The sequence below is a fragment of the Microbispora sp. H10830 genome (assembly GCF_014161375.1).
Classification (GTDB): Bacteria; Actinomycetota; Actinomycetes; order Streptosporangiales; family Streptosporangiaceae; genus Microbispora; species Microbispora catharanthi.
Map to the genome: position 1 here is coordinate 579,879 of NZ_JABBWX010000003.1, position 20,970 is coordinate 600,848.

Consider the following 20,970-nt stretch of genomic DNA (forward strand, 5'->3'; position numbering starts at 1 on the left):
CAGGTCGGACGGTGGGGTCGATCAGAAGTTGGAGATGACGGCGGTGAACACCTCGTCGATGCTTCCCGGCTTGCGCGAATCGTAGGCCGCCGCGTCCGTGGCCTGCGAGATGCGCCGCAGGACGTTGAGGTCGGCGTCGCCGCCGTACGCGATGGTGAACATCCGCACGGTCTCCTGCCCGGCCTCCTTACGCAGGTCGGGCAGCAGGTTCTCGAGCGAGATGGAGTGGTTGTCCTCGTTCTTGCCGTCCGTCAGGAACACGACCGCGTTGATCGCGTCGCCGCTCTGGTGCCGCATCACGTACTGGTACGACGCGAGGGCCGTGTCGTACAACCCCGTGCCGCCGTTGGGGATCAGGCCGTTGATGCGGCTCTTGAGCCGCGACTGGTTGCCCCTGCCAAGGGGGACGAGCTCGCGGTAGTCCTTGTCGCCGTCCTGCTTGAGGCTGAACAACCACAGGCCGACGCGGTCGTTGGGTCCGAACTGCGGCAGCGCGTTGATCGCGGCCTGCTTGGCGAGGTCGAGCTTGGTCTTGCCGGTGCCTGCGACGTCGGCGCCCATCGAGCCGGAGACGTCCATCACCATCAGCACGTTGGCGGGCTTGCGCAGCTCGGCCCAGCTCTTGAGGATCCGGTCCAGCACCTGCGGAGTCGGGGTGCTGAGGGTGGTCGCCGGCTGTTTGGGGTCGAGGCCGTTGGCGGTGGTGATGAGGTCGCCCGGCTTGCTGTCGAACGACCGGAAGGCGTACTTCTCGAACTCCCGCTGCCGATCGGGCTCCCGCAGATACTTCAGGAAGTCCGCCGCCGCGGCCTTCTTCGCGGCGTCCGCCCAGGACAGCACGGCGTACGGGTGGTCGGAGAAGAGCGTGCCCTCCTTTGGGTAGATCGCGACCAGCGGCACCTTCGGCTTGGCGTGGTCGCCGAGTGTCTTGGGATCGCCCGTCGGGTTGCCCCGGTTGTAGTCCCACACCGACTTCTCCTCCACCGTCACGGCGGAGATGTACGACATGGCCGTTCCCGAGTCGTCGGCGTGCTGGAGGTTGGACAGGAAGGTCAGAGTCGTGTCGCCGTAGTGGACGATGGACCGCTCGACCCCCTTCACGAAGTCACGTGTCTTCGCCGCGGCGACGTCCCGTTCCGTCAGGTCGCCCGACAGCCCGGTGGCGGCGAAGTACGCTCCGACGGTCGCGTTGAGACCGGAAGTGGAGAAGTTCGGGTTCGTCTTGCCGAGGCGGAACTTGCCCCACTCCGGGTGGTCGTACTTCGCCCAGCCCTTGGGGTCGTTGGCGAGGTCCAGGATCTCCGACCAGCCGATCTTCTTGGACGGCCAGCCGAGCGCCTGGGCCATCGGCTTGGGCATCGCGATGACCAGCGGAGACGTGGCGATCGTCGGGTTGTCCGCGGCCACCGGCGACGCCTGGTCGCCGCCCTCGACGCGCTGCCGCAGGAGGGTGACCCAGCCGGTGCTCGCCGGCGTCCAGACGTCCGGCTTCGGGCCGTCCTGCCGCTCGTCCCAGCCGCGCGCCAGGGCCTGCATCGCCCCACCGGACGCCTTGGAGTTCACGACCACGTCCACGCACTGCCCGTCCACCTTGTGGCCGTTGTAGGCGTTGGCCATCGTGCGCAGCAGTTCGGCCTTCTCGCTCGAGGCGGCGATGGTCAGCGTGATCCCGTCGTCGCCGCAGGCGCGTCTGCTCGCGTTCCCGCCCTCGTCGTCACCGGCGTTCCCGCCGCCGCCCGAGGCCCCGCCGAACAGCAACTTCAGCCCGACGATGAGCGCTCCCGCGAAGATGACCGCGATGACGAACGGAGCCACGCTGCGGCGGCGCTTCTGCTGCGGTGGGGGGTACACGGTCTCCTCCATTGTCACGGGATACCTGCATTTATCCCGACGAACGGCGGATCACGTTAGTTGCCGATCATCTCGTCCTGCTAACGCCCCAGCCCCGTTCCCGCGCCCATCCACAGAGCTTGGTAATTCTCGGTAATGACTCGAACACTTTGAGTAATGTCTCCCGCGTGCCGAAGTTCATCCATCAGCAGACCGTCGATTTCTTCCACAACCAGCCCATCGCCGCCGTGGCGCTGTTACGTGAGGTCGGCGGCATCGAGCTGCCCCGGTTCGCCAGGGCCACGGCAGAGGCGGTGGACGCCACGCAACTGACCTCCGTGGAGTACCGCGCCGACGCGGTCGTGGTGCTCCGAGACGGCTCGGGAACGGCCCGCCTGGCGGTGATCGTCGAGGTGCAGTTGCGTCGTGACGCGAAGAAGCGCTTCAGTTGGCCTGTGTACGCCGCCGCGCTGCGGGCCCGGCTGCAGTGTGACACCGCCCTGCTGGTGATCTGCATGAACCGGGCGGTGGGCCGCTGGTGCGAGCAGCCCATCTCCATGGGGCCGAGCGGGACCGTCACCCCGGTGGCGATTCATTCGGACCGCCTGCCTCTGATCACCGACCCGGGCGAGGCGCGCAGGCACCCCGAGCTGGCCGTGTTGTCGGTGGCCATGAACGGCGACCACCCCGACATCGATAAGGCGATGGAGGTCATGCTGGAGGGCCTGAACGAGCTGGACCGGAAGGGCGCCCAGCTATATTTGAGTTACGTGTTCGGTCTGGTACCCACAGTAGTGGGCGAGCGCCTGAAGGAGCTTCTGATGACAGCGTCAGCCGACTACGAGAAGGTGATCGGCGCCCGCTACTTCTCCGAGTGGGTGAACAAGGGTCTGGAACAGGGTCTGGAACAGGGCCGGGAACAGGGCCGGGAACAGGGTCTGGAACAGGGCCGCGCGGAGGGCGAGATCGAGGCGATCCTCACCGTGCTCGACGCCCGTGGGCTGGACATTCCCGCCGAAGCACGTGAGCGGATCAGCCGATGCTCCGACCTGCATCTACTGGAGAAGTGGATTCGCCGGGCGGTGACGGTGACGTCGGTGGACGAACTCTTCGTCTGAGGCCGCGCGCTTCCCGACGTCATGCCGGCGGCGAGTCCCGGCTCGAGCGGGAGCCGTCGCCGGGAAGGCCGGTCATCGAGGGGCGGTCAGGGCGAGATGCGGCGGTGGACGAGCTCGGCCAGGGTCGCGTGCACGTCCTCGACCGGCTGGTCGGGGCGCAGCGCGCGACGCTCGATGGCGACGGTGAGCACCATGCCGAAGACGGCCGTGGCCGCGGTGCCGGTGTCGAGGCCGGGGCGCAGCTCGCCGGCCTCGACGGCGTCCGAGAGAACCCGCTCGTACACCGCGAGCACGCTCGTACGCAGCCTCAGGACGGCGTCCTGCCAGGCCGCCCGCCACATCTCGGCCAGCAGCACCCGGGCGAACGGCCCGTACTCGTCGAAGAAGCGGAGCTGGGCGAGCATGAGCGCGTCGAGCACGGCGACCGGCGAGGCGGCGGGGCCGCGCGCGGCCTCGGCGAGGGCGTCGGCGAGCCGCTCGATCCCGTGGTCGAGCAGGCCGGCGAACAGCGCCTCCTTGCTGCCGAAGTTGTAGAAGACGGTGCCCTTGGCCACCCCCGCGCGTTCGGCGATCGCGTCGACGGTCGTGGCGGCGAACCCCTGCTCGGCGATGAGGTCGGCCGCGGCCCGGTAGAGCCGCTGCCGCGTCTCGGCCCGCCTGCCGCCCTGCTCCTTCGCCGGACCGTCCACGGGGCGGCTCACAGGGAGAGCTCCGGCTTGAGGCGGCTCACAGGGAGAGCTCCGGCTTGAGGCGGCTCACAGGGAGAGCTCCGGCTTGAGGCGGCGCATCGACCACGTGCGGCCGCGGTGGACGGCGAGCACGGTGAGGGCGAGACCGAGGGCGACGAACGCGGACAGCACGCCGCAAGCCTGCCACACCACGGCGGTGTCGCCACCGCTGACGAGGCGGCGCATCGCCGACACCACCCAGCTCATCGGCAGCCACGGCGAGATGGCCTGGAAGAACCCGGGGGAGGTCTCGATCGGATAAGTGCCCGCCGACGAGGTGAGCTGCAGCATGAGCAGTGCCAGCACCGCCACCCGTCCGGGCGGCCCGAGCAGCGCGTTGACCGCCTGCACGACGGCGAGGAACGCCGCCGTGACCAGCACGAGGAAGGCCACCGTGCCCGGCCAGTTCGCCGCCTCCAGCCCCAGGCCGAAGCGCAGCACGGCGAGCAGCACCGCCACCTGGAGCGTCCCCATCGCGAGCCCGGGCAGCCAGCCCGCGAGGGCCGTGCGCCACGCCGGCGCCGACCCGGCGAGCAGGCGCGGGTTGAGCGGCCGCAGCAGCATGTACGTCACCATCGCGCCGACCCACAGCGCGAGCGGCACGAAGAACGGCGCGAACCCGGTCCCGTAGTTGGGCACCTCGTTGTCCACCTCGGTGGCGAGCCGGACGGGGTCGCTCATCATGTCCGTACGGCTGTCGCGCTCCCGCGTGCCGTAGTCGGGGATCCGGGCGGCCCCGTCGCCGAGCTTGCCGGCCAGCTCGCCCGAGCCGTCGGTCAGCTTGACCAGCCCGGAGTCGAGCTTGCCTGCCCCCCGCTGCAGCTTGCCGATGCCGTTGTCGAGCTTGCCCGCACCGGAGGCGAGCGAGGCGAGCCCGGTGTTGAGAGTGGTCGCTCCGTTGTCGAGTCCGGCCAGGCCGGTGGACAGGCTCCGCGCGCCGTTGTCCAGCGTGGCGAGACCGCGCGACAGTGAGGAGGCTCCGTTCAACGCCTTGCCCGCGCCGTCGCGGAGGGCGGACGCTCCGTCGGCCAGTTGCCTGAGCCCCTTGTCCAGCTGGTTGAACTTGTCGCGGGCGTCGTCCAGCGCGCTGCCGACACCGGGCGCGGCGGCGGCCAGTTCGCGGGCGTCGTCCGCCACCGCCCGAGCCGTGCCGGCGAGGCCGTCGAGCCTGCCCGTTTGGGCGCCGAGGCGGTTCTGCAGCCGTCCGGCGGCCGACGCGAGGTCGCCCGCCGACCCGGCGGCCCGCTCGACCAGCGCGCGCAGCTCGGGGTCGGCGTCGGGATGGGCGCTCAGCCAGCGCTGGACCGCACGCAGGTCCTGCCTGGCCGTGCCCGCCGATCCCTGCACCTCTCGGGGCAGACCGTCGAGCGCGTCGGCGAAGCCGTCGGCGCCCTCCGCGAGGGTGAGCGCGGCCTGCCGGATGCGGTCGCCGTTCTTCTCCAGCACGGGGACGTACTTGTCGGCCGCTCGGTTGACGGTGGGAGACAGGGTGTGGACCTGGCGGTAGACCTCGCGGTTGCCCTCGGCCAGTTTGGCCGCCCCCTTGTCGAGCGCGGACAGGCCCTTGCGCAGGTCGGCCGCGCCCGTGGCCGCCTTCGACAGGCCGGCGGACAGGGAGGCCGAGCCGGTCCTGGCCTGGTGCAACCCGCTCGTCAGCTGCTTCGATCCGCCGTACAGGGCGTCCGCTCCGGACGACAGCTTGCCGGTCGCGTCCTGCGCGGACCCGAGCCCCTTGGCCAGCGAGGCGGCGCCGTCGCTCGCGGCGGCGGCTCCGTCGTGCAACCGGTCGGCGCCGTCGGCCGCCTGAGAGGTCTTGTCGTGCAGTTCGCCGAAGGACAGGAAGATCTGGTCCAGGTAGTCCTTGACCGCACTTCGCCCGGCCGCCTCCTTGACCTCGCGGAACACGGCGTCCGAGATCGTCCGCATGATGTAGCTGCGCCCGGTGTCCACCCGTACGCCGAGCTGGGCGGGGCGCGTCGTGCCCTCACCGGAGGGGGAGGCGAGGTCGGCGCTGAAGTCGGCCGGGATCGTGAGCGACAGGTAGTAGCGGCCATCGCGGACACCCCTGTCGGCCTCGGCCGCGTCGACCCGGTGCCAGGCGAAGACCTTGCGCTGCTCCAGTTCGGAGGCGAGTTCGCGGCCCGCGTCCACCGTGCTCGGCGGGCCTCCCGCGGCGCCGGCTGCGGTGGCGGGACGGTCCTCCACGACGAGGGCCACCGGTACGCGGTTCAGGTTCGCCTGGGGATCCCAGAACGACCACAGGTAGAGCCCGGCGTACAGCAAAGGCAGCATGATCACGGCGACCAGTGCGGCTCTGGTGAGCCGCGAGCGCATGAACCTGCGCAGTTCGAGCCGGCCGGGGATGGGGACCCTCATCGACGTTCTCCTTCCTCCGCCGCATCGCCGCGCGCCGCGCCGGTGTCGTCCGCCGCGACAGGCGGCGGGGGAGGCGGCGGGGGAGGCGGCGGGGGAGCGGGGACGGGCAGCGGCAGCAGCGTGGTGGCCGCGCCGGTCGCCTCCTCGGCGTCGGTGCATGCCGCGACGACGGTGAGCCCCTGGTCGGCGAGTCCGCGCAGGATGTCCCACAGCTCGTGCCGCCTGCCCGCAGGGATACCGGTGCCGGCGTCGTCCACGAGGAGCAGGCCCGGCTGGTCGAGCAGGGCGAGCGCGACGCCCAGCCGCACCGCCTGGTCCCGGGTGAGCTCCCTGGTCAGGGTCCGGTCGCCGTGCGGCAGTTCGTCCGGGTCGAGGCCGGCGTGGGCGAGCGCCGACCGCGCGGCGTCCGGGTGCCGCCTGCGCCACAGGAACCCGTGCGGGCGCAGCCGCTCCTGCAGGTGCTCCCATACGGTCAGGGCGTCGTCGAACGGGTTCACCTCGGTGAAGAGCCCGAGGGCGGCGACCTGCCTGATCCTGTGGGGCGTCGCCAGGCCGCCGACGGTGAGCGTCCCCTCGGTGGGCTTCATCCGTCCCGCGAGAGTGAGCAGCAGGCTCGTACGCCCGCTGCCCGCCTCGCCCGTGACGACGGTGAGCGTCCCGGGGGCCGCGCGCAGTGAGACGTGCCGGTAGACCCAGCCGTGACCACCCCGCAGGCCCAGTTCCCGCGCCTCCACCTCGACGCCGCCGAACACGCCGCCGATCATGCCGCCGCCGGACGGCCCGGCGGGAGTTCCGGCTGAGGGGGTGACGTCCCCGGCGGTCCGCCCGGCATCCACGTCTGTGCTCCATTCTTTTGCACTGACCAGTCGGTACAAAAGAGTAGCGCCGGAAACGTGCCGCCTTTGCCCGGAGAGAGTGTGATCTCACCTACACCGCGAGGTCCGCGAGGAGGAGAACCCGGACCGGGCGGGCCCACGGATGGGTCGGCCCCTCGCAGGGGTCAGGTCGCGCTGTTCAGGGTGAACGCCGACACCTGGCCCCCGGGCCGGTGGACTCGGTGTCGTTGCCGCGCCAGTGGCGTACGTCGTCGCGGGTGCCGAGGGCCGGGTGGGATGTGCCGGAGCGGCGGGATACTCCCGCGCGGTCACGGTTACGGTCCGGAGGGATCGCCGGGCGCGGGTGCCGGAGGGGAGCGGACGTCCTGGCCGCCGATCAGCGCGTGGATGTCAGGGCGGTGCCTTTTCAGGTGAAGAGCCCAGCCGATGCCGACGATCAGCACTGCCGGCACCAGGCCGACCAGGAACGCGTTCTGGGCGGTCCCGGCGCCGGTCAGCAGGCCGATCTGTGCGACGATGAACCACAGCGCGAGGGCGAGCAGCGCCATGGCCAGCGCCGCGAACGTCGACGCGGTCGTGGCCCCCCGGAGGCGCCGGCGCCGCAGGAAGTAGGCGAGCACCGCGGCCGACGTCAGCGCCTGCAGGGTGAGGACGCCCAGCACGCCGGGGGTGTTCACCATGAGCATGAGCTGCAGGTAGGGATCCGCACCCGCGACCGCGAACGCGCTCACGACGACCGCGGCCAGCACGCTCTGCACCGCACCGGCGTTCGCGGGCGATAGGAACCTCGGATGCGATCGGCCCAGGACAGGCGGAAGCAGTCCGTCGCCGGCGAGCGAGAAGGAGTACCGGTTGATCGCGTTGTGGAACGCCAGCTGCGAGGCCAGCACGCTGGTCAGCACCAGCACGTACATGACATCGCCGGCCCAGCCGCCCACATAACTGTCCATCGCGGAGAAGAACAGGCCGGGCGGGTCGGCGGCGGCGGCCGCCGCGGCATCGGCGTCGCCGAACGCCTGCACGACCGCCCAGGCGACCAGGCAGTAGAACAGTGCGAGGAACGCGACCGACGCGAACGTGGCGCGCGGAATCGCCCGGTCCGGCCGACGCGCCTCGCTGCGGTAAAGCGCGGTCGACTCGAAACCCATGAACGCGGCGAAGCAGAAGCCGAGGATCGCGAGCATGCCCGGGTGCGTCAGGGCGTCCACGGAGAAGGTCCCCGCGGTCAGCCCGCCGTTGCCGCCCTGTATCAAGACCGCGGCCGCCAGCAGCATCAGGATCAGCGTCTCGGCGACGAGTAGGACGCCGAGCACCCTGGCGCCGACGTCGATGCCGCGCCGGCCGAGCGTCCAGACCAGCGTGATTCCGACCCCGGCGAACAGCCACCAGGGCGCGGTGAGGCCGGTGAGCCGGTTGAACGCGGCGGCGGACTGCGTGCCGAGCAGGCCGTAGGCGCCGATCTGTAACGCGTTGTAGGAGACCACTGCCAGCATGCCGGCCGCCGCGCCGAGCGTACGACCGAGCCCGAGCGTGATGTACGTGTAGAAGGCGCCGGCGCCTCGGGTGTGCCGATTCATCGCCGTGAAGCCGGCCGCGAAGATCGTCAGCACGACACCGGCGGCGAGGTAGCCGGCCGGGGCGCCGATACCTCCGATCGAGATCGCCAGCGGTGCGACGCCGGCCAGAACCGTCAGCGGCGCCGCCGCGGCGACGACCATGAACATGATGCCCGTCGCACCGAGCGCGCCGGCTTTGAGCTGGGCCGACGGGCGAGGAGGCTGCGCCTGAGTGTGGGCGGTCACGCGGACTCCGGAGCGCTGTGAAGCGGGTATCGCGACCATAACCGAATTGATTTCGGTTTTTCCCCAGTGCCGCGCAAAGATTTGCAGAGACGAACGAGGACCGAGCGACGCCGGCCGACGTGGGGGGCGGCGAACGCGGTGGCAGGTGCCCGGGTGCGGCGGCCGGGGTCGAGGTCATCATCTTTGACCTGGGAATTCGTCCCGCCTAGTGTGAAGTGGTGGTCATCGCGGCGTCGCTCGCGCGGCGGGTCGGCAACCTCCCCGCTGATCTGACGAGTTTCGTGGGCCGCAGGCGGGAGCTCGACGAGATTCGCCAGATGCAGAGCGTCTCGCGCCTGGTGACCCTCACGGGAGTGGGCGGCGTCGGCAAGACCCGGCTCGCGCTGCGGGCCGCGGCCGAGCAGCAACGGGCGGTCGACGCGATCTGGCTGGTCGACCTGTCCACCCTCGACGACCCGGAGCTGGTGGCGGAGACCGTCGCGGCGACCATGGGCGTGGGAGACCAGTCGGGACCCTCCCCGCTCGGCTCGCTGATCAAGGCGCTGTCCGCGCAGCGGACGCTGATCGTGCTCGACAACTGCGAGCACCTGCGGGACGCCTGCGCTTCGCTCGTCGAACCGCTCCTGCGGGCCGTGCCCGAGCTGCGGATCATCGCCACCAGCCGCCAGTCGCTCGGCATCACGGGCGAGCGCCAGATGAAGGTCGCCCCGCTCGCGCTCCCCGAGCCGGACCAGGCGCTCCCGCACAAGGCGCTGGAGCTATACGACGGAGTCCGCCTGTTCCTGGAGCGGGCGGCGTCCGTCGTCCCCGGATTCTGCCTGACCCCGGACAACAGTGACGCCGTGGTCGAGCTGTGCCGCCGGCTGGAGGGCATCCCGCTGGCGATCGAGCTCGCCGCCGTGCGGCTGCGGGCGCTGTCGGTGAACGCGCTGGTCGAGCGGCTCGACGACCGGTATGGCGTCCTGACGAGCGGGAGTCCTACCGCGGCGCCGCGACAGCGGACCCTGCACGCGCTGGTGGAGTGGAGCTACCAGTTGCTGTCACCGGCCGAGCGGACGCTGTGGAGCCGCCTGTCGATCTTCCCAGGCCATTTCGACCTCGAGGCCGTGGAGGCGGTCTGCACCGGCGACGGCATCGAGCGCGAAGACGTGCTCGACCTGATCGACGTGCTGCTGGACAAGTCGCTGCTGGTGCGCGAGGAACACGAGGGCCGGGTCCGCTACCGCATGCTGGAGACGCTGCGGGAGTTCGGCAGACGCCGGATGGGCGGACCCGACGAGCCGCGCTCACTGGCCCGCCGCCACCGTGACCACTACCTCCGCCTGGTCGAGCGGGCGGTGGCCGAGTACTTCGGCCCCGCCCAGGCCACCTGGTTCATCCGGCTGCGGCTGGAGCGGGCGCACCTGCGCGCCGCCATGGAGTTCTCCCTGGACGAGCCCGGCGAGGCGGAGGCCGGGCTGCGCATGGCGACCCTCCTGTTCGATCCCCACTGGATCCCCAACGCGTTCTACAGCGAGGGCCGTTACTGGCTCGACCGGCTCCTGCAGGCGGCCCCGCAGCCGACCGCCGTCCGGGCGGAGGCGCTGTGCACCGGCGCACATCTGGCGTTGATGCAGAACAATCCCACAGTGGGGGAGCTTCTCGTCGGCGAGGGCCGGGCGCTGGCGGAGGAGCTGGGCGACATGAGAGTTCTGGCCTTCGCGTCGCTGGTCTCGGGCATAGGGGCGCACCAGAGGGGCGACAACGCACGTGCGGTCGTCCTGCTGGAAGAGGCCGTGGAGGGGCTCACCGCCGCCGGGGACACCGTCAACGTCGTCACCGCTCTGTTCGCGCTCGGGGCCTCGGTCGGCTGCCTGGGCGACTCGGACCGGGCGGGGCGGTTGTTCGAGCGCGGTCTCGCGCTTGCCGAAAGCCATGGAGAGAGCTGGATCCGGTCCTGGGTGCTGACCACGTTCGCCATGCACGAATGGCAGCGAGGGGACAACGCCCGGGCGGCGTGGCTGGCCCGCGAGAGTCTGCGGATCGGCCGCGGCTTCGGCGACCGGCTCGCTCTCGGGACCGCGCTGGAGACGCTCGGCTGGATCCTGCAGCGCGAGGGCCGGCACGCCGCAGCCGTCCGCATGCTCGGCGCCGCGGCGGGGGTGTGCAGGGCGGCCGGAGTGACCGTCCTGTGGATAGAGCATCAAAGAGAGTTCCATGAGCGGTGCGTGAGCGCCCTCCGCGCGAAGATGGGCGACCACGCCTTCGACCGCGTGCTGCGTCAGGGAGAACGCCTGACGCTCGACGACGCCATCGCCGAGGCGCTCGGCGAGCAGCCGGACGAGGGCGGAACCGTGGACCGCGACGAGCACCGGGAGCCGGCCGAACCGGAACCGTCACCGCTGACCCCGCGCGAGCGGGAGATCGCCGAACTGATCGCGCAGGGCCTGAGCAATCGGGAGATCTCCTCGACCCTGGTCATCTCGCAGCGGACCGCGGAGGGCCACGTCGAGCGCATCCTGAACAAACTCGCCTTCAACTCCCGCACCCAGATCGCCGCATGGGTGACCGCGCGCAAGGGCGGCGCCCGGAGCCGCCAGGATCACGACGACCCTCCACCCCCTCCCCGCCCTCACTGAAGAGACGGCGAAGCAGGTCAGGGGCGGTCGTGAACCCGGCGGAGCCGCTGGGAAGAGATCTCTCCCGAGAGCTGGCCGACGCGCTGCCACAGGGACTGGACGTTCGGCGGCTCCCAGCCGACCTGGGCGGTGTGCCCTTGTACGCAGCGGTAGGTCGCGCCGCCGTAGGTGACCGTGTCGCCGGCCGTGTACGTCCGGCCGGCCTGCCAGGTCCCGCCGGGTCCGGCGGTCGGGCTGGTCGTCGGGCTGGCGGACGGGCTACTGCCGGGCGGCGCGCCCGGGACGTTCAGCACGAAGTCGAACGTCGCATCGAGGCCGGCGCCGTTGCTGCGGACGTTCCTCCGCGGCGTCGCGGGCGAGCGAGGCATGGGCCGCCGCCTGGACCGACGCCGAGGACGGGTCCGCCGAGACGGTGTAGTCGTCCGGGGGCGCCGGGCCCTGCCCGACCGCGAGCTTCCACGGCACATACGCGATGCCGTCGGCGTTGCGGTCCAGGGCCGTGGTGGTTCACGTTGGACGGGTAGGTGTCGCACGCGGAGTGGTAGCAGCGGGCGAACGCCTGGCGCCGGAGCTGAGCCGTCAGGGACGGCTGGGAGGTCTTCAGCGCGGCGGCGGCCTTGAAGATGCTCCCGTGGGTCCGCGATGGCGCAGACCGCGCGCAGATGACGCACGTCTAGCTCCACGTCACGAGCGCGTCGCGAGCGTAATAAGTAAAGAAACTTTGCAGTAGACCCGATAGCGGCTCGTCAGAGCTGGTGGCCGCCGTGCAGGGGGATCCTGGCGGTCATCCGGGCACCGCTGCTCGCACGAGTGAGCGCCTCCCCGGCGTGTCCGTGTTTCATGAAAATTTCACCGGCGGACGGCGGGTGCATCGGCTCTCACCTGCCCGAATCGGCGAGTGTCCGGACCGGGTCGTCAACTGGCCGACACGGAGCATTGACCCGGGTTCCCGAGGTCCGTAATTTTGGCCGTGTTCCGGTTCATGGATGTTGTTCACATCTATGAATTCCCCCAGCGGGACCAGAAGTGGCGCCGGCCACCGCCTCGGTCAGGGGTCCTGCACGACCTGCGAGGAGCTCGGCTTTGAGAAGGAGTACCAGAACCGGAGTCGGGGTGATCGGCACCGTCGTCGGGGTCGCCGCCCTGGTCGGCGGCGTCTTCGCCGGCGTCTCCAACGCGGCGCCGAGCGCGGGCGCCTACCGGATCGTGAACGGCGCCAGCGGCCTGTGCCTCACCGTTCCGGGCAGCAGCGGCTCGGACGGCGTCCAGCTCACGGTCGCCGGCTGCAACGGCGCGAGCAACCAGACCTGGAACCTGTCCGCCCAGGGCAGCGGCTTCCGCCTGACCGCGGGCAACAGCGGCAAGTGCGCCGGCGTCGCCGGAGCCTCCACCTCCGCGGGCAAGGCCGTCCAGCAGGAGTCGTGCACCGGCGCCTCGTCACAGACCTGGGAGCTCACCGCCTCGGGATCGAACTACCGCGTCGTCAACGCCAACAGCGACAAGTGCCTCAACACCAAGGACAACTCCACCTCCTCGGGCGCACTGGTGCAGCAGAACTCCTGCGACTCGGTCTCCACCAAGCAGTGGACCCTCCAGCCGGCCGGTTCCCAGCCGTCGTCCACCCCCACCGTCACGCCGACGAAGAGCCCGACCACCAACCCGACGCCGCCGTCGGGCTGGCCCAGCCCGAACGGCTCGCAGGCGGTCACCAGTACGATCAGCGTCTCCGGCACCATGGACGGCGGCCTGAAGCGCTACTACGCCAGCGGCGACATGGGCGACGGCGGGCAGAGCGAGAGCCAGGACCCGATATTCGAGCTGGCCAACGGCGCGACGCTCAAGAACGTCGTCATCGGTTCGCCCGGCGCCGACGGCATCCACTGCCTGGGTAGCTGCACCCTGCAGAACGTCTGGTGGGAGGACGTCGGCGAGGACGCCGCGACCCTGCTGGGCAGCTCGTCGTCGCAGGTCATGACCATCGACGGCGGCGGCGCCAAGAGCGCGTCCGACAAGGTGTTCCAGCACAACGGCCCCGGCACCATGGTCATCAAGAACTTCCAGGTGGACAACTTCGGGAAGCTCTACCGTGCCTGCGGAAACTGCACGAACTCCTACCAGCGGCACGTCCAGATGTCGAACATCGTGGCGACCTACCCCGGCAAGGCGCTCGCGGGCATCAACACCAACTGGGGCGACACCGCGCGCTTCTCGAACATCACGATCAAGAACGACCCCAACCACAAGATGATCGTGTGCCTGAAGTACAAGGGCGTGCCGAAGGGCAGCGAGCCGACCGAGATCGGTAGCGGCGCCGACGGGACGAACTGCATCTACAGCTCCTCCGACATCCACTACCAGTAAGCGCGCCGGCCGGCCCCGAGATCCCCGGGGCCACGTGTGACGGCGGTGCGAGAAAGACGGAAGGCCCGGTGGTCCCCCCAGCCACCGGGCCTTCCCGCATCAACGATCGGCGTCAGGCCGCGCCGTGCCAGCCGCCGTAGTCGGCGAGGAACAGGGCCTCGGTCGTGATGGTGCGGCGCAGCTCCTCCAGCACCACCCGCTCGTTGGGGGCGTGGATCGAGGCGCCGTCGTCCTCGGCGCCGTACAGCAGGATCTCGGCCTTGGGGAACTGCCGGGCGAGGGCCGCCACCAGTGGGATCGAGCCGCCCTGGCCGACCTGGCGCGGCGCCCGGCCGAAGGCGCGCTCCAGCGCCCGCTCCGCGGCGTTCATGGCGGGGCCGCCCGGTTCGATCTGGAAGCCCGAGCCGCTGACGAAGTCGCCGAAGGAGACCTTGACCCCCCACGGCGCGACCTTCTCCAGGAAGGCCGTCACGTCGTTCAGCGCCTGCCTGGCGTCCCCGCTCGCGGGGATGCGGATCGTGACGCGGGCCCGGGCCACCGCCTGAACCGCGTTGATCGCGCCGGTCACCGTCGGCACGTCCAGCCCGGTCACCGTGATCGCGTACGACGCCCAGAGCCGGTCGGCGAGCGAGCCGTCGCCGACCAGCGACACGCCGTCGAGCACCCCGGCGAGCGCGCGGAACTCCTCGTCGGCGAGCGCCGCGCCGGGGAAGGTCCCCGGTTCGAGCCCGGGCACCCGTACGTTCCCCTGGTCGTCGTGCAGGGCGGTCAGCATGCGCATGAGCGCGGCCAGCGCGTCGGGCGCGGCGCCGCCGAACGCGCCGCTGTGCACGGCCTCGGCCAGCGTGCGGACCTCCACGGTGAACGCGGCCATGCCGCGCAGCGACGTGGTGATCGCGGGGTCGCCCACCTCGGGGTTGCCCACGTCGGCGATGACCATGGCGTCGGCGCGCAGCAGGTCGGGGTTGGCCTCGACGAACGCCTCCAGGCGCTCGCCGGCGTACTCCTCCTGGCCCTCGATGATGACCTTGACACCGACCGGGAACCGGCCGTTGAAGGCGCGCAGCGCGGCCACGTGGGTGAGGACGCCGCTCTTGTCGTCGGCCGCACCCCGGCCGTACATGATGCCGTCGGCGACCGTGGGCTCGAACGGCGGAGTGCGCCAGAGGGCGAGGTCGCCGGAGGGCTGCACGTCGTAGTGCGCGTAGAGCAGCACGGTCGGAGCCCCGTCGGGGGCGGGCGCCTCGGCGAACACGGCGGGGAAGCTGCCCTCGATGGGGATCTGCCGGACGTGCGGGAGACCGGCGGCGCGCAGCAGCCGCTCCACAAGGGCCGCGGCCTCCAGGACCGGGGCCTCGGAGTGGCCGGGGAACGCGACGGACGGGATGGCGACCAGGCGCCTGAGGTCCTCGACCGTCTGCGGCATGCCCTCCTCGACGGCGCGCTCGATCTCCTCTGGTGTCACGACGTTCTCCCGGATGTACGCGGATCTTCCCGGCTGGTGGACCCCATTTGACCACAGGTCCGGCGGACCCAGCTCCCAGGTCTGGACGGCCTCAATCTACCGTGACGGATTTCGTTGCCGTTACATGTCGATGTCACGGAATCCGAACTTCTTTCACAGTGACGCCACGTAATCACTTGGCAAAACGCGGAAGTGGCATGCACACTGTCCAACAGCGACGGATCACCTGAGGGAAGGTTGCGATGACGCGCCCCGACGTTCTCAAGGCCGCACACGACAATCTCTGGATGCACTTCACGCGCCACTCCTCCTACGAGGGAGGGGAGGTGCCCATGATCGTGCGCGGCGAGGGCGCCTACATCTACGACATCCACGGCAAGCGGTACCTCGACGGGCTGGCCGGACTGTTCGTGGTCCAGGTCGGCCACGGCCGCGCCGAACTGGCCGAGGCCGCCGCCAAGCAGGCCCAGGAGCTCGCGTTCTTCCCCCTGTGGTCGTACGCGCACCCGAAGGCCGCCGAGCTCGCCGCGCGACTCGCGGAGCTCACCCCCGGCGACCTCAACCGCGTCTTCTTCACCACCGGCGGCGGCGAGGCCGTCGAGTCGGCCTGGAAGCTGGCCAAGCAGTACTACAAGCTCAAGGGCAAGCCGCTGAAGACCAAGGTCGTCAGCCGGTCCATCGCCTACCACGGCACCCCGCAGGGCGCGCTGTCGATCACCGGCATCCCGGCGCTCAAGCAGGTCTTCGAGCCGCTGGTGCCCGGCGCGATCAAGGCCCCCAACACGAACCTCTACCGCGCCGACGAGATCTCCGGCTTCCCCGGCCTGGAGAAGGACCCCGAGGCGTTCGGCCGCTGGGCCGCCGACCAGATCGGCAAGGCCATCGAGATGGAGGGCCCGGACACCGTGGCCGCCGTCTTCGTCGAGCCGGTGCAGAACGCCGGCGGCTGCTTCCCGCCGCCCCCCGGATACTTCCAGCGCCTGCGCGAGATCTGCGACGCCCACGACGTGCTGCTCGTGTCGGACGAGGTCATCTGCGCCTTCGGCCGGCTGGGCACGATGTTCGGCGGCCAGAAGTTCGACTACGTGCCGGACATCATCACCTGTGCGAAGGGCCTGACCAGCGGTTACTCGCCCATCGGCGCCATGATCGCCTCGGAGCGGCTGTTCGAGCCGTTCAAGCACGGCAACGAGACCTTCGCGCACGGCTACACCTTCGGCGGCCACCCGGTGTCGGCCGCCGTCGCCCTGGCCAACCTCGACATCTTCGAGAGCGAGGGTCTGCTCGAGCACGTCACGGCCAACGAGCCGGTGTTCAAGGCGGCCCTCGACCGGCTGCTGGACCTGCCGATCGTCGGCGACGTCCGCGGCTCGGGCTACTTCTACGGAATCGAGCTGGTCAAGGACAAGTCCACCAAGCAGACGTTCAACGAGGAGGAGTCGGAGCGCCTGCTGCGCGGCTTCCTCTCGAAGGCGCTGTTCGACGCCGGCCTGTACTGCCGGGCGGACGACCGCGGGGACCCGGTCGTGCAGCTCGCCCCGCCGCTCATCTGCGGCCCCAAGGAGTTCGACGAGATCGAGTCGATCCTCCGTTCGGTGCTCACCGAGGCGTGGGCCCGCCTGTAGACCATGGAGCTCGTGCGGCCGGGTAGGGGGCGACCGTGACGAGTGACCGCTTGAAAGGACACAACTCATGAAGATCGGCGTGCCCGCCGAGGTCAAGAACCACGAATACCGCGTCGCCGCCACTCCGGCCGGCGTCCACGAGCTCGTCCGTCACGGCCACGAGGTCAGCGTCCAGCGCGGCGCCGGGCTCGGCTCCCACATCACCGACGAGGAGTACCTCGCGGCCGGCGCCAAGCTGGTCGAGGGCGCCGACGAGGTGTGGGCCGAGTCCGAGATGATCCTCAAGGTCAAGGAGCCGATCGCGGAGGAGTACCACCGGCTCCGCGCGGACCAGATCCTGTTCACCTACCTCCACCTGGCCGCCTCCCGGCCCTGCACCGACGCGCTGCTCGCGGCCGGCACCACCGCCATCGCGTACGAGACGGTCCAGGTCGGCAACGGCCTGCCGCTGCTGGCCCCGATGTCGGAGGTCGCCGGGCGGCTGGCGCCCCAGGTCGGCGCGTACAACCTGATGCGCTTCAACGGCGGCCGCGGCGTGCTCCCCGGCGGGGTGCCCGGCGTGGCCCCCGCCAAGGTCGTCGTGATCGGCGGCGGCGTCTCCGGCCTGAACGCGGCGCAGATCGCCGTCGGCATGGGCGCCGACGTGACGATCCTCGACGTCAACATCGACCGGCTGCGCTTCATCGACGCGATCTACCAGGGCCGGCTGAAGACGCTGGTCTCCACGTCGTACGCGATCGAGCGGGCCGTGATCGAGGCCGACCTGGTCATCGGCGCCGTGCTCATCCCGGGCGCCAAGGCCCCGACGCTCGTGTCCAACGAGCTGGTCTCCCGCATGAAGCCGGGCTCCGTGCTCGTCGACATCGCGATCGACCAGGGCGGCTGCTTCGAGGACTCCCGCCCGACCACGCACGACGAGCCGACGTTCCGCGTGCACGAGTCGGTGTTCTACTGCGTGGCGAACATGCCGGGCTCGGTGGCCAACACCTCCACCTACGCCCTGACCAACGCGACCCTGCCCTACGCCGTGAAGCTCGCAAACAAGGGCTGGAAGGACGCGCTGCGCGGCGACGAGGCGCTCGGCCTGGGCCTCAACACCTACGGCGGCGTGCTCACCAACGAGCCGGTCGCGGCGGCGCACGACCTGCGGTACACGCCGGTCGCGGAGATCCTCGCCGCCTGACCGCAGACGTGGGGGATCAGCGCAGACCGAGGCGCCTGCGCAGATCCCTCGCGGTGCCGAGCACGTGCTCGACCTCGGCCGGGGTGGGCCACGGGGCCGTGCCCGGCCGCAGCAGGGTCGCGCGCACCAGGCCGAGGTGCTCGATCGCGGCCCGGTGCAGCCCGCTCGCCCTGGCGAGCCATCCCACGGTGTCCGCCGGGCCCACCTCGTTCCCGGCGGGTAACGCGCCGCTGGGGACGTCGGCGCTCGACAGGCCTCCGGCGACGAGATCCCCGGTGACCGTATTCCCTGTCACCAGATCTGCTGTGACCATGCCCCCTGTGACCAGATCCCACGTGCCGAGGATCTCGACCAGGTCCGCGGGCTCCGCCGCCGGGTCGCCGCGCCTGCGCGCCGCCGCCACGGCGAGTTCCGCGCGCGCGGCCTGCTCGGGCTCCGCGGGCCGGCTCCAGTACGGCGCGGCCGGGTCGAGCAGACATTCCTCGGCCTCGGGCGACGCGCCCAGCAGGGGCAGCAGCGTCCGCAGCTCGACCATGGCGCCGTGGTGCCCGCGTTCGGCCGCCCGCCTGAACCAGTGGCGCCCGCCCTTCAGGTCGTTGTGCTCCGCGACGAGCAGCAGCCCGAACCGGAAGGCGGCCTCGGGGTCGTCGGCCGCGGCCCGTCCGTACCAGTGGGCGGTCGCCGCCTTGTCGTCCATCCGGGCACAGACGAGGCCGGCCATCCGCCGTGCGTCCGGCCGCCCGGTCTTCGCGGCCCGCTCGAAGCAGGCGCGCGCCGTGGGCAGGTCGCCCCGGCACAGCGCCATGTCGCCGAGCCGGAAGGCCGCGCCGGGGTGGTCGGCGCGGGCGGCGAGCCGGTAGAAGGCCTCGGCGCCCTTCTCGTCGCGGGCCGCGTGCAGGAGCAGGGCCATGTGATAGGCGGCCTCCGCGTGGCCGCCGCGCGCCGCGTACTCCCACCAGTGCAGCGCCTCGGCCTCGTCGCCCGCGGCGTAGCCCAGAAAGCCCAGGTCGTGGGCCGAGCGCAGGTCGCCGTCCACGGCCGCCCTGAAGTGCCAGCGCCGGGCGCCCATGCCGTCGCCCTGGTCCTCGCACAGCAGGGCCAGCCGCCGGGCCGCGTGGCGGGAGCCGTCCTCGGCCGCCCGCTCGAACCACGTGCGCGCTCCGTCGGTGTCGCCGCGCCGCTCCAGCAGCAGCGAGGCCAGGTTCGTCGCCGCGTCGGTGTCGCCGGTGGCCGCCGCCAGCTCGAACCAGCCGATGGCCTCCTCGGTCGTCCCGTGCGTGCGGTGCCACAGCCCCAGGTTGTAGGCGCTGTCGACGTTGCCCGCCCGCGCCGCCCGCTCCCACCAGTGCCGGGCGCCCAGTCGGTCGTCGCGCTCCGCGCACAGCCGGCCCAGCCGGTGCGCCGCGTCGCGGTCGCCGTCGCGGGCCCTGTCGACCAGGTTCGCCTCGGCCGGGTCCAGGGGTTCAGGGGTACGCGGGACCGGTATCCCGGGCCACGCGGTCGCCTCCGTCGCTCCCACTAGTGTCATGGGAGACAGGGTGACACGTAACCGAGTCGTCACGGAGGGTTATTGGTAAGAGCTTGGCGTCAAGGGACGCGCTCGAACCTGACGAAGCCCACGTACATTCCCATCCCGCAGGCGTAGCGCAGCCGTCCCTCCGGATGGGCGGCGAGCCGCACCACGCGCTCGCCCGTCACGGGGAGCACGACGTCGCGGTCGTCGATGGCGAGCGTGCGCGTGCAGCCCCGGTTGTCGTCGGTCCTGAAGGCGATTTCGACGGGCCGGCCGGCGACGGCGACGGCGATGCCGGGCCGGAAACCCTCCGGGGTCGCCCAGACGGTGAGCCGCTGGACGCCGTCCGCTCCGGTGAGGGCGCGTCCCGCGGCGGCGGCGGGAGAGCCGAACTGCGGCAGCGAGAAGTCCGGCGACCAGCCGCCGAGCCGCAGACCGGAGCCGACGGTGAAGAGCCCGGCGGCCAGGGCCGCGATCCCCGCCAGAGCGGCCAGCCTGGTCGCGGCGAGCGTGCGCAGCAGCAGTCCCAGAGCGGCGAATGCGGGAGCCGTGCCGAGGGCGAGCCCCGCGAGCGCGGCCGCGCCCCCGAGCGCCGACCCCGCGGAGACGGCCACGACCTCCATGCCGATCGTGACGCCGCAGGGTACGAAGATCGTGGCCATGCCCAGTGCCGCCGCCCGCACGAGAGTCGGGGAACGGGCACCGGTCCCGAGGGCCGCGCTATCCGGTGGCGCGCAATCCCGTCCGTGCCCGCCGTCCGGGCCCGAGCATCCGCTCGGGTCGCGGCTTGCCGAGGCGGGCTCCTTCCTCGCCGGCGTGCAACCCGCCTCGCGGCGCCGGCGGAGCATCCGTACGGCGAGGACGACCACCGCGGTTCCGGCGGCGACGAGCAGCGCGGCGCGGGTGCGGGGGCCGACCTGGACGACCGCGCCCACCAGCCCGAGCAGCGCCCCGAGGGCGGTGTGGGCGGCGAGCCTGCCGGTCAGGAACGCGACCACCGGCGGAAGGCCGCGCGCGGGGTCATGCCGGTTGCCGGAGGGGGAGACGAGGCCGATGAGGAGACCGCCCTGGACCGCAGCGCACGACGCTGTGCCCGCGGCCAGGCCGGCGGCGAGGCCCCCGGCGAACAGGGCGGCCGGGTTCACGGTCAGCCGGTGAGCGCGAGGTCGTCCAGCGCGCCGGTCTTCGCCGCCTCCACGAGCGAGCCGAGCTGGTCGAGGCTCATCTCCACCTTCTGGCCGAAGTCGTCGGTGATGACGACCTGACGCTCCGCCGGGGCGGAGGCGTCCACGAACAGCTCGGGGCAGCCGCAGCTGCAGTTGCCACAGAATCGGGCGATGGACTTCACGCCAGTCCTCCTCGTACGGCGGGGCCTTTTGCTCGCAACGTAATGTGATCGCATGGAGGCGACCAGTAACAGTTCGCTGACCGGCCGGAGAGAAGACCGCCACTCCCGGTGGGCGATCACGGCGCTCGGTTTCGCCGTGATCCGGATGAAGGAAAGTTGCAGAACCC

At 71.3% G+C, this 20,970-nt stretch carries 15 protein-coding genes; 5 read left to right on the forward strand and 10 right to left on the reverse strand.

The window, feature by feature from the left end; genetic code table 11:
- Positions 1-21: 21 nt before the first annotated feature.
- Positions 22-1,851 carry a substrate-binding and VWA domain-containing protein gene (locus HHX35_RS11920; RefSeq protein WP_310739037.1) on the reverse strand — a complete coding sequence of 610 codons (1,830 nt, stop codon included), beginning with the start codon at positions 1,849-1,851 and terminating at the stop codon, positions 22-24.
- Between the two features lie 167 nt (positions 1,852-2,018).
- Here HHX35_RS11920 and HHX35_RS11925 point away from each other — a divergent pair, with 167 nt between their 5' ends.
- Positions 2,019-2,948 carry a hypothetical protein gene (locus HHX35_RS11925; protein ID WP_182898867.1) on the forward strand — a complete coding sequence of 310 codons (930 nt, stop codon included), beginning with the start codon at positions 2,019-2,021 and terminating at the stop codon, positions 2,946-2,948.
- Between the two features lie 86 nt (positions 2,949-3,034).
- Here HHX35_RS11925 and HHX35_RS11930 read toward each other — a convergent pair whose 3' ends face one another.
- The 4 genes from HHX35_RS11930 to HHX35_RS11945 form a co-directional block, all read right to left on the reverse strand.
- Positions 3,035-3,637, reverse strand: coding sequence for a TetR/AcrR family transcriptional regulator (locus HHX35_RS11930; protein WP_182898868.1), 603 nt, complete (start codon positions 3,635-3,637; stop codon positions 3,035-3,037).
- 66 nt (positions 3,638-3,703) lie between these two features.
- On the reverse strand, positions 3,704-6,052 hold the full coding sequence (locus HHX35_RS11935; RefSeq protein WP_182898869.1) for a YhgE/Pip domain-containing protein: 2,349 nt from the start codon (positions 6,050-6,052) through the stop codon (positions 3,704-3,706).
- Positions 6,049-6,888, reverse strand: a complete 840-nt coding sequence (locus tag HHX35_RS11940) for an ATP-binding cassette domain-containing protein (protein WP_220505267.1) — start codon at positions 6,886-6,888, stop codon at positions 6,049-6,051. The genes HHX35_RS11935 and HHX35_RS11940 overlap by 4 nt, the downstream gene beginning before the upstream one ends.
- A 314-nt stretch (positions 6,889-7,202) precedes the next feature.
- Positions 7,203-8,690, reverse strand: coding sequence for an APC family permease (locus tag HHX35_RS11945; RefSeq protein WP_220505268.1), 1,488 nt, complete (start codon positions 8,688-8,690; stop codon positions 7,203-7,205).
- Positions 8,691-8,908: 218 nt separating this feature from the next.
- Between HHX35_RS11945 and HHX35_RS11950 the strand changes: the two genes are divergently transcribed.
- The gene (locus tag HHX35_RS11950) at positions 8,909-11,308 is read left to right on the forward strand and encodes a LuxR C-terminal-related transcriptional regulator (RefSeq protein WP_182898871.1); all 2,400 of its coding nucleotides are present in this window, start codon (positions 8,909-8,911) and stop codon (positions 11,306-11,308) included.
- 17 nt (positions 11,309-11,325) lie between these two features.
- Here HHX35_RS11950 and HHX35_RS11955 read toward each other — a convergent pair whose 3' ends face one another.
- Entirely contained in the window at positions 11,326-11,676 is a 351-nt protein-coding gene (locus HHX35_RS11955) for a carbohydrate-binding protein (protein ID WP_182898872.1), read from the reverse strand.
- 715 nt (positions 11,677-12,391) lie between these two features.
- Between HHX35_RS11955 and HHX35_RS11960 the strand changes: the two genes are divergently transcribed.
- Positions 12,392-13,669: a pectate lyase gene (locus HHX35_RS11960; RefSeq protein WP_182898873.1), complete on the forward strand. Its 1,278-nt coding sequence runs from the start codon at positions 12,392-12,394 to the stop codon at positions 13,667-13,669.
- Positions 13,670-13,781: 112 nt separating this feature from the next.
- Here the strand turns inward: HHX35_RS11960 and HHX35_RS11965 are convergent, their stop codons facing one another.
- Positions 13,782-15,134 carry a M20/M25/M40 family metallo-hydrolase gene (locus HHX35_RS11965; protein ID WP_182898874.1) on the reverse strand — a complete coding sequence of 451 codons (1,353 nt, stop codon included), beginning with the start codon at positions 15,132-15,134 and terminating at the stop codon, positions 13,782-13,784.
- 242 nt (positions 15,135-15,376) lie between these two features.
- On the opposite strand from HHX35_RS11965, the gene HHX35_RS11970 reads away from it, so the two are divergent.
- Together HHX35_RS11970 and ald are read left to right on the forward strand one after the other, a co-directional pair.
- Positions 15,377-16,759: an aspartate aminotransferase family protein gene (locus tag HHX35_RS11970; protein ID WP_182898875.1), complete on the forward strand. Its 1,383-nt coding sequence runs from the start codon at positions 15,377-15,379 to the stop codon at positions 16,757-16,759.
- 67 nt (positions 16,760-16,826) lie between these two features.
- Positions 16,827-17,942 (forward strand): alanine dehydrogenase, encoded by a 1,116-nt coding sequence (gene ald / locus HHX35_RS11975; RefSeq protein WP_182898876.1) that lies wholly within the window; start codon positions 16,827-16,829, stop codon positions 17,940-17,942.
- 16 nt (positions 17,943-17,958) lie between these two features.
- Here ald and HHX35_RS11980 read toward each other — a convergent pair whose 3' ends face one another.
- From HHX35_RS11980 to HHX35_RS44575, 3 genes are read right to left on the reverse strand one after another with little or no spacing between them, the layout of a single operon-like run.
- Entirely contained in the window at positions 17,959-19,470 is a 1,512-nt protein-coding gene (locus HHX35_RS11980; RefSeq protein ID WP_182898877.1) for a tetratricopeptide repeat protein, read from the reverse strand.
- Between the two features lie 59 nt (positions 19,471-19,529).
- Complete coding sequence (locus tag HHX35_RS11985) at positions 19,530-20,600, reverse strand: sulfite exporter TauE/SafE family protein (protein ID WP_182898878.1); 1,071 nt, start codon at positions 20,598-20,600, stop codon at positions 19,530-19,532.
- Between the two features lie 2 nt (positions 20,601-20,602).
- Positions 20,603-20,803 (reverse strand): hypothetical protein, encoded by a 201-nt coding sequence (locus HHX35_RS44575; protein ID WP_143737724.1) that lies wholly within the window; start codon positions 20,801-20,803, stop codon positions 20,603-20,605.
- Between the last annotated feature and the right edge of the window lie 167 nt (positions 20,804-20,970).

Coding starts and splice junctions, on each gene's coding strand:
- HHX35_RS11970 (WP_182898875.1), top strand. CDS start 15,377: ATGACGCGCCCCGACGTTCTCAAGGCCGCACACGACAATCTCTGGATG.
- ald (WP_182898876.1), top strand. CDS start 16,827: ATGAAGATCGGCGTGCCCGCCGAGGTCAAGAACCACGAATACCGCGTC.
- HHX35_RS11955 (WP_182898872.1), bottom strand. CDS start 11,676: ATGCCTCGCTCGCCCGCGACGCCGCGGAGGAACGTCCGCAGCAACGGC.
- HHX35_RS11980 (WP_182898877.1), bottom strand. CDS start 19,470: ATGACACTAGTGGGAGCGACGGAGGCGACCGCGTGGCCCGGGATACCG.
- HHX35_RS11935 (WP_182898869.1), bottom strand. CDS start 6,052: ATGAGGGTCCCCATCCCCGGCCGGCTCGAACTGCGCAGGTTCATGCGC.